The organism is Oribacterium sp. WCC10, from assembly GCF_900113415.1.
In the GTDB taxonomy this organism is placed as follows: domain Bacteria; phylum Bacillota; class Clostridia; order Lachnospirales; family Lachnospiraceae; genus Oribacterium.
This window is the reverse complement of record NZ_FOPH01000040.1, coordinates 1-9,187: the sequence shown is the minus strand read 5'-3', so window position 1 is coordinate 9,187 and position 9,187 is coordinate 1. Positions and strand designations below refer to the sequence as shown.

At 40.7% G+C, this 9,187-nt stretch carries 5 protein-coding genes; all 5 read right to left on the bottom strand.

Features of this window, described 5'->3' with window-relative positions; genetic code table 11:
- The coding region (locus BM294_RS15325; protein ID WP_175494729.1) for an AAA family ATPase at positions 1 to 918 on the bottom strand (918 nt) is incomplete at its 3' end.
- A 158-nt stretch (positions 919 to 1,076) separates the two neighbouring features.
- Positions 1,077 to 5,486, bottom strand: a complete 4,410-nt coding sequence (locus BM294_RS15320) for a coiled-coil domain-containing protein (RefSeq protein WP_091209927.1) — start codon at positions 5,484 to 5,486, stop codon at positions 1,077 to 1,079.
- On the bottom strand, positions 5,470 to 6,177 hold the full coding sequence (locus BM294_RS15315) for a DUF6063 family protein (RefSeq protein WP_091209925.1): 708 nt from the start codon (positions 6,175 to 6,177) through the stop codon (positions 5,470 to 5,472). The genes BM294_RS15320 and BM294_RS15315 overlap by 17 nt, the downstream gene beginning before the upstream one ends.
- A 21-nt stretch (positions 6,178 to 6,198) precedes the next feature.
- Complete coding sequence (locus BM294_RS15310; protein WP_091209923.1) at positions 6,199 to 7,746, bottom strand: hypothetical protein; 1,548 nt, start codon at positions 7,744 to 7,746, stop codon at positions 6,199 to 6,201.
- A 164-nt stretch (positions 7,747 to 7,910) separates the two neighbouring features.
- Positions 7,911 to 8,945 (bottom strand): Wadjet anti-phage system protein JetD domain-containing protein, encoded by a 1,035-nt coding sequence (locus BM294_RS15305; RefSeq protein ID WP_091209921.1) that lies wholly within the window; start codon positions 8,943 to 8,945, stop codon positions 7,911 to 7,913.
- Positions 8,946 to 9,187: the final 242 nt, after the last annotated feature.

Genomic DNA, 9,187 nt, shown 5'->3' with positions numbered 1-9,187 from the left:
TATAGTCTTCGCCATTCCGTTATATGGCTTACTGATATAACTCATGAGCCCTTCTGCCGCAGAGGTTTCTGTCCAATAGGAATCGAAATCGTCATAAGCTATCGCTTTCATCACGGAATTTGGATTGTATACAGACCCAACACCTTTAAACCTATATCCATCATACCAACGTTTCATAAGTTTAAAATCTGTACCATGAACATCACATAAATGTCTTACTTCCTGTTCTGTAAAGCCTACATACTGACCATACTGTCTTGGCTTCACCACAGTGAACTCTTCGAAATCCGAAATCGCAGACTGTGACCCGTCTTTTTTGATTGGTAAAATACCCGTCATATATGCCGCAGCAAATATTTTAGATGTTGTACCGCTATTCTTAAAGAGCGATCTCAAAAATTCAAGATACTCTTTCTGAACTTCCGGATTCTCACGTATCGGAGCATCCCATTCATCAATCATTATTACAAATTTTCCGCCTATTTCCTCTGCAGCATTCGCCAAAGTTGAAGGAAGATCACTTGATATAGTAACATCCGGATACTGATCCTTTAATTCGTTTAATAGACTGTCCGCCAAAAAAGGAACAAGCTGTTTATACTTATCAGTATATGGCTTAACACCTGTCATATCCCAATAAATCACATCATATCTGCCAATATACTTTTCATAGCTCTCATCAGAAGCTATTTCATACTTATCGAATAATCCATGAGAATCACATGTTTTATCGTAATACGCACATAACATCTGCGCCGCATATGATTTGCCAAACCTGCGCGGTCTGCTTATACAGATAAGGTTTTTAGAAGTATCTATGCATCTGTTTATGTTTCCAATCAAACCGGTTTTATCAACATATTCACCTTTTTCTATTCTTGAAAATCCATCATTCCCCGGATTCAAATATATGCCCATAAATACTTATCACCTGCCATTCTACATCAAACATTGTGCGCCTATAATAAAAAAACTACGATATAAGCGCATAAAATGTTTGTAATTTGCCTATATCGTAGCATATTCTTACCCTAAGCAAAACGATTATGTTCCCTTATCATTCTCTATATACTACATCATGTGAAATCATCCATATGATCAGTATTTTCTAAAAACATACTCAGCTGCCTATTCATTATCTTATAGTAACCATGCTCTATTTTCTCATTTCCTTCATGGGTCATGATCTCATAGTTACTTAGATTCTGCGGTTTTATAACCAGCTTCACAACACATTCAAAACAGTTTATGACATCACTCTTGTTTATATCCGAAAAACATATCAGCTGAACATTGAAGTGCTTTGCTATATCGAACATGGGTTTCAGGAGATGTGCAGAAGTGATCTTTCCGAAAGGATTATCCAGGATTAGCACGCTCTTGTTGTAGCGGCTTACAAGACCTGCTGAAGATCTCGTGTAGTTCATAAGTGTCAGAACAACTGAGAAGAACACTACGAACTTCTCAGCCCCGGAACTCTGGGTAAGAGTGTCCTCCCATCTCTTGTAGAGGGAATTTGCACTGTTCATATCTATCTTATAAACCTTCACCTGTATGGACTCCTGTCTTATATACTTATGAAGCAGCCTCTCACTTCCTACTATGATCCTTGCTCTTTTCATGATCTGTTTATCATCAGCTTGAGCCTTAAGCAGATCTTTTATCTCATTGGCTCCCTGCTCGATTTCAGTCCTAATGGATATCCTTGACGCTTCCTCGGAGAGTTCCTTCTCCTCCGGGAGATTCATTCTCACCATCTGAATCTGGGGCTTGCCCTCAAATATATGAGCCCTTGAACTCTGAACTATAGTCCAGAGATCCGTATACATCCTCTTTCCCTGAGTCATACACTGATCCACGATGTCGTTGAAATCATTTTCGATTTCCCTGAGATCCGTCTCTATCTTCCGGTTTATCTTTTCGATAGAATCCATCATGGCAGTGATGCTCTCACTAACCGTAAAGAGTCTGTCACCCTTTATTCCTGCATCCGAAAGCATCCCTCCTATGTCGCCGAGTTTATTCACTATCTCAGAAAGAGCCATATCCTTAAACTCTCTGACTGTATCTCCGATGCTTCTGTACAGCTTATCCTTTCTGTCCTGATACTCATTTTTGTGCCTTGTCAGCTCTCCGCGTATCTTCTTCCACTGTTCTTCGGGTGCTTCTTCCAATGTCACTGCCTTAACAACTTCACCAAACTGAAGATCATCAAGCAGGCTTCCTACATTGTCAAAAATCCTCTCCATAGCCCGTTTCTCATTTCCAAGCTCTGTGAGTGTTTCAGAGAACTTCTTTATATCCGCTTTTGCTGTTCTTCTCCTGTTTTTGAAATCATCACCGATCTCATTTTTAGGAAGAATCACACCATCAAATTCATAAAGGGCAGAAGTCGCTCTCTCTACTCTATCATTTAACTTAACGTAAGAAGCATTGGCATCGCTGAAACTTCTCTGGCACTTTTCAAGTTTATCCGAAGCTTCTTTCACCTGAAGCTTAACATCACGAAGCTTCTCCGGCGAGAAACGTACCTCTTTATATTCCGCCTTTTCGCAGGAATAGGTCTCAAGCGCCGATTCAAGAGATGCCCTTCTCTCGTGCATATCATCAAGCCGGTTTTTAAGTTCCAGAAGACCTTCACTGAGACTCTTCAAAAGAGTCATATACTGCATATATAGGGACTCCAGTTCACCATCCAGAACTTCTGTCTCTCTTGCCCCTGTAACCTTATCATATATAGCTTGTATTTCGGAAATCTCAGCTGAAATACCATCCCTCTCCCCGGAAAGAACCGTAAGATCATTCCTTATGACCTCATATTCCTCACATGCTTTTTTATAGGCACTATCAGCATCCTGCTTTAAATTGTAGGCATCATCAAGCTTCAGACTCCATTCCTTTTCCTTCGAGAGCATTACAGTAAGCTCTGAAAATGAACCAAGCCATCTATCGATATCCCTTAATCCGCTGTGTATTTCCTCAAGTTTATCTCTTAAACCGTTCAGTTTTTTCCCGGTTTCAGCAAACTCTTTCTCAAGCTCCTTTTGTCTCCAAAGAAGCATATCAACTTCACTACGGATATTTTCAATATACTTTTCTTTATCATCCCTCCAGTTCTCAGGATAATCAAATTTTGCCACCAGTTTATCTGAAGCTTCACAATCTGTCAGATGACTTGTATACATCCTCTGTTTCTCTTCCAAAGTTCCTATCTGCTCTTTGATCTCATCCCGGTATCCTTCTCTGTCAGAAAAATAAGCCCTGTCACAAATAGCCAGAAACTGAGCCTTTGAAAGACTTCCTTTCATAAGTTCATCCATCTGCTCCATGGTAAACAGCGGAACCGGCGCAGGAAGCCACTCTTTATTACCTGCAGAAAGGAGCCTCTCCAGCTCCTTTTCATTGCTGAAAAGAATAGAATAAGCAAGCTCAGGATAGTCTCTGAGTATTCCTTCAACCCTTTCCTTAGTCAGCGCTCCGGTTTCCAAAAGGCCGCACAGATACTCTTCTCCGGTCTGGCAGCTTATTCCTGTGGACACTACATAATCCATGACTGCCGGCAGTACATGAAGATGTCCCTCTTCCGCAGCATGAAGTCTTTCCAAAAGAGCCTCCTTATCCTGACCGCACTTCAGGATATCCGCTCTTGTCATATCAAGGTCTTCCTTAACCACTGTTTTCAATCGTCCGGTAAAGATCACATTGCTTTCAAGACTGTACTTCTCACATATCTTAAGGAGTCTCTCATATAAATCATCATATTCGGAAAGCTCACTTTCGGCAGATTTCTTTTCGGACTCTTTTTCTCCCACTGAAAGCTTCACATCCGCCATTTCCTCAGGTATCTGATTCTTCCTGTTCTCAAGCTCATGTATTTCGGATTTAAGCTCTTCCTCGGCTGATTTTAATGCAGCTTCCTTCTCTTCCCTTTCCAGTTTCTCCTTTAGGATCTCCTCCTCCGGATAAAAACCATCAAACCTTCGCATGACTTCTATTGCCAGGGTCTTGATCCTTTCATCTGAGCTTTCCCTTGCTGCATCAAGCCTTGATCTCAGCGAATTATATCTGTCCTTTGCTTCTTCATAGGTCTTTCCTGTCCTCTTCATTTCAGCTTCACAGTCAGATAATGCTTTTTTCTTTTCTTCTGTCTCGATATCTTTAAGAGCTTTCCTTTTCTCTGCTTCAGAAGCAGCGCTCTCAGCTTTTACAAGTACAGAATACTTAAGTCTCGCAATCTGCTCCGCATCCTCCGAATCATTTTCCTTTTCATCAATAAGCTTTTTAAGGACTGTGATTTCGTTTTCTGCCTCTGTCATATCTCTGTAAAGCTTTGCACTTTGAAGGATATCCTCTTCATGCTTTTTTACGTCGGACTCAGTTTTGGCTTCGGAAAGAGCGCGAGATGCTTCTTCAAAAACAGTCTCCGCAGTCTCCCGAAGTGCCTGAGCTTCATGGTATTCCTTTGAATTTTCCTCATGATCGATATGTCTTAACTCATTTTCCAGGCCTTGTATCTTTTCAGTGGCATCATATGACTCACTTTCGATAGATGAAATCCTTCTTCCAATAGCCGCTTTAAATCCGCATACTTCCCCTATGCTTTCCGTCAGTTTATCATTGACCGTATAGAGCTCTTCACTCATTTGATTTAGCCCGCTAAGCTCCTGAAGCAGACTGTCATTTACCTTCTTCTCCCGGATAACCTCATCCTTTTCCGAAATCTTTTTTGCATAGTTTATGAGCATAGTTTCTAGAGAACTGTCAGTTCCACCGCCCGCTGCGCTTCTCATCTTCTGCTCTATTGCCGGAATGAAGAATTTGGCTATAAGTTTATCTGAGGTTTTGGCATCATCAAAGTACTGATTAAGACCACCTTCATCTTTATTGAGGGTTTCCATGACCGTTTCCCATTCAGATCTGTAGATACCGTATTCCGAAAGCTTTTTCGCCCACAGAACACTTTCATCTGAAGAATAATGGGTCATAAGCCCTTTACTCTGCTTTGCTTTTTCACGGACATACTCAAAAGAAGCCGGAACATATCTTCCGTTTTCGTTTTTACTAAGTTCCAAAGAAGCTATGCTGTAGGGCGAATATCTTTCATACTCAGATAAAAAAGTATAGTATCTTATGGAATTGCCCCTTTGATTGTCTTCCAATGAGGCATTGGCTCTGCCTGCTATTGCTATGCCTGTAAGAAGCTTTTCCTTACTTCTGTCCTTATTCCACTCTATGAGAACAAAGGAATGCTCCCCCGGACGCCCAAAGTAGTCCTCTATCCTTCTTCCTCCGGCCATAGCCTTAGGATGAACCGGCTGAAGCATGAGCTGGACAAGCACCGTCTTGCCTCCGCCGTTATTGAGATTAAAAAGAGAATTCAGCGCCTCACCCTCGGAGGAAGTGAGGTCATAAAGCTCATCCGGTATGAAACGTTTGCCATCGTTATAACTGAAATTGACTATCCTTATCTTACTTATCTGCGGCATGCTGTTCCTCCTGAAGCCACTCATTGATCACCTGTAGTCTGTCTTTGCGAAGCACATAGGGCATAAGATCCTGGGTCTTCTTTGTGGGCTTTATCCTGCCATCCTCATACTCCGTAAATAGTTCATCTGCCCTGAACTTAAGCATTATCTTGTTAATGATACCGTACCGGTCCTCAACTCTCCTACTTCCGGGATCCCCTTCTTTTTTACCAAGCCAGTCCTCCGCCAGCATATAGAAATTTTCGCTGAAATCGGTCACCTTGTCTTCTCCTTCAATGCCCTTCTTGGTAACCTTCTCACAATGTTCCGTAAATTCATTTATCAGCTCTTCTTTAGTGATAAATTCCCTTACCTGAGCTTCGTTACCTTCACCTTTGAAAAAGGTGAACAGAACAAATACGGCGAGATAATTAAGAAGATACAGATCTCTGGTTCTGACATCGCTGCCTGCCTTGATATCGGAACGGTAATCCACGTTATTCTTCAGGAACAGGTCATTTTCCTGGGTCGGAACCATGTAAATCCGATTCGGTGCCGGGATGATTTCAAATCCAAGCTCTATCCCCATCTGATCAAGCTCATCTCTCGCTTCCTGATCCTCGGTGCAGCTCCAGATGAGACTGTTATCGTCACGGTCTATCCAGCCCTTCTTCATAAGCTCATGATAGAGTTTTAGAGTATTTGTATTCATGTCTTTCTCCTATAAATGTTGTCACCTGATTATCTCAACAACAAAGTTCGTCATTTCTATGGTCGTTTTGTTTTCCCCGTCCAAAACAGTAAATTCGCATTTTTCCCCGGACGTTTCAAATGCTATCTTCCTCATGCTCAATTGGCTTTTCGGAAGTTTTGTCAAAACCCAGAGCAGATCCAGCTCACCCAGCGGTTCCGCCACAAAGAGTCCGGTTTCATTACGAAGAGCTTCGAGGTCTATCTCCTTTTTCTGATACATGGTCATGAGGGTATTGGGAAGCATACTGTCTCTGTTCCATCTAAGAAGCTGATCCATGGAAAGAGAACGAATATATTTCTTTATCTCGAAAGTCTTTTCGTCCTGAAGAAATGCGAAAAAGGATGTAACTATCTCAAGATATATCTCATTTCTTTCCCTGTTAATGTCTTCCGCCTCTGTATCCTCAGAATCAAGATTTACTCCATCTTCCTCTATGGCATCAGCTATACTACCGTTCACGGCATAAAAATTCTCGATGCTGAATCTTTTCTCCAGTTCCGGTTTTACCAAAGGCCAAAGCAATACTTTTACCGCATCGCCGAGCTCGTCTCCTGCTTTACGAAGTCTTCGCATGATATCCTGTTCAAAGTTCATCCGTTCAAAACTTTTTATGACGAAGCTGTCTCTCAGCATTTGCTTATACGATTCTGAAACAGAACTTTTTGTAATTATAAGTGCACGCTGCTGGAGTATGGTTATGTCAAGATTCTTATTGATCTCTTCAAGAGACTGAAGATTCTTTCTCGCTTCCTCTGTATCCGCCCCACTTTCCAGGGCACTCCTTATGGATTCTGCCTCTCTTCTTGCATTTTTCTGTATCTCTTCAAGTTCTTTCTGTTCATCCACCATGAGATTTCTGAACTGTCCAACTATTCTCTCATATTCATCAACGGTAATCTTCGCGATATTCTCACGGCAGCGAAGTATAAAATCATACATACTGTGATGCATGTTCCTTAATCTCGCCACCAGCTCCTTACTCTGGGTAAGAGCTTCTGTATAGTTCTTCCTCTTCATATACTCCTGCATCTTGAAACGGGTAACGGAATAATCAAGTTCCGACTCTATCTCCTTTGATCTGTAAAGGAAATCAAATACATCGTCCGTAAGATGATAGGATCCTTTTTCTTCATTGATAAGACGCACCGGCATCTTCTTAAAGCTTTCGGAATCTGCATAAAAAGTCTGATATTCAATGAGTTTTCCGTTATTCTGAAGAACATTGACAACTATAAAACCGGCAAGCTTAAAGGTATCAACCTCATACTCTTCCGGCACTATCTGTATTATATTATCCAGAAACTCCGCTACGTCTTTTATACTGCAGGTCTGCCTGTCACTTAAAGTTCTTTCTTTTATATATAAAAGAACGGCAACTACGAGATTATTTAAAATATCGTAGTCGCCTTTAAACATTTTCTTTATTTCGTCAGGATAACTTGTGACGGTTATGCTCCTGACTATATCTATAAACTTCATTCTGTTCTGAAAATCCTGAAGCATCTCTTTAATGTCAGAACGAAGCATGTGGTGTCCTCCCCTGTTAATAATTACTATTTACTCTATAACTTTATAAAATGAGTGACTCTAATATCAACAGCTATATCATATGATGTAAAAGATATATATATTATTATGGCGTCCCCCCCATTACCGCAGCAATGTATATCCGTTATGTTCACCTATAATAATCATGGTTTCAACTGTGTATAAGATATGATCTCCTGCGGTATAAGCTTGTTTCCTTCAAGTACTATCTTAAGATACTTCTGCTCTTCATCAGTGAATTCTGTTAAGAATCCATCAAAGCTTATACCCTCCTTTTTTGAAGAGGGACTATCTTCAAGTGAAGTGCCCTTTGCTCTTTCAAGCATCATCTGATATCCCGGTACAAAGAGAGAAATATGGAGAGAGTCATTAACTTCTTTGGTCCTTTTAAATATATCGAATCCTTCTCTGTCTATATCTCCCCAGTACAAAAAGTGAACATCAGGCTCACCCATAAATTTTACATACTCGGAAAGGGCTCTCTCCTTTTGCGAAATTCTGTTTCCTTCTCCATAAACAACTCCATCTATCTGAACCCCAAAAAGACTTTTCCAATCATCCTCAAACATATATCTTCTGATGTTGAACCAAATGTCTTTATTCTCACAGATAAGGAGAGTCATACTGTCTTTTCTCACCGGAATATAATCATGAAAACAGTACTCCGGAGTATCATAAAACCAAAGATCTTCCCGGGATATTCCAAGCTTATTGAGAAGTCCTTTTACTCCGCTGTCATCCAACACCTTTTCACGACCAAACAACTCATAGGATCTCTCTTTCCTCGATATATAATCTCCATTCGGACCCGAAAAGAAAAAACTGTTCAGACCATCAATAACTTCCCTGAATTCACGATACCTTTCTGGATTAGAAGCAAAATATCCACTTTTTAGAAGTATGGGATGAAGCCTGTTAACAGCCTTGATTGTCTCTTCGTTCACCTCTCTCTGAGCCAAAATCCTGTATTTTTTATATAATGGGTATCTGAGATTTCCATTTGTTCCGGAACTTTTTACAGGCTCTATCAGTCCCTCATTCTTAAGAGTTTCTATTATACCGTATATCTTTTCTGCGTCTGACTGTCTCACATTCAGCAACTCAGCCAACTCTTCTGTAACTATACTCTTCTTGCCGTAGCCTAGCAGCATCTCTTTATGTCCCATATTTTCGTCCATTTCAAAACACTTCCTGCCCGCTTTTCAAAAAATAAGTATCCATGGAATATAGCAATAGCTCTAAAAGATTTACTTCACCATGTTCATAACTCACTAGGTTATCCCATCTCAAACTTCTCTATCCTACAGCTATGTTTCCGTTCTCCTGGAGCTTTATCTTTGTCATAATTTATGCCAACCAATAACAACTCACTACCATAGCCCTTAAGTGATTCAGGATAATGCTTCTGCTTTATCTGCTC

Coding starts and splice junctions, on each gene's coding strand:
- BM294_RS15320 (WP_091209927.1), bottom strand. CDS start 5,486: ATGCCGCAGATAAGTAAGATAAGGATAGTCAATTTCAGTTATAACGAT.
- BM294_RS15315 (WP_091209925.1), bottom strand. CDS start 6,177: ATGAATACAAATACTCTAAAACTCTATCATGAGCTTATGAAGAAGGGC.
- BM294_RS15310 (WP_091209923.1), bottom strand. CDS start 7,746: ATGCTTCGTTCTGACATTAAAGAGATGCTTCAGGATTTTCAGAACAGA.
- BM294_RS15305 (WP_091209921.1), bottom strand. CDS start 8,945: ATGGACGAAAATATGGGACATAAAGAGATGCTGCTAGGCTACGGCAAG.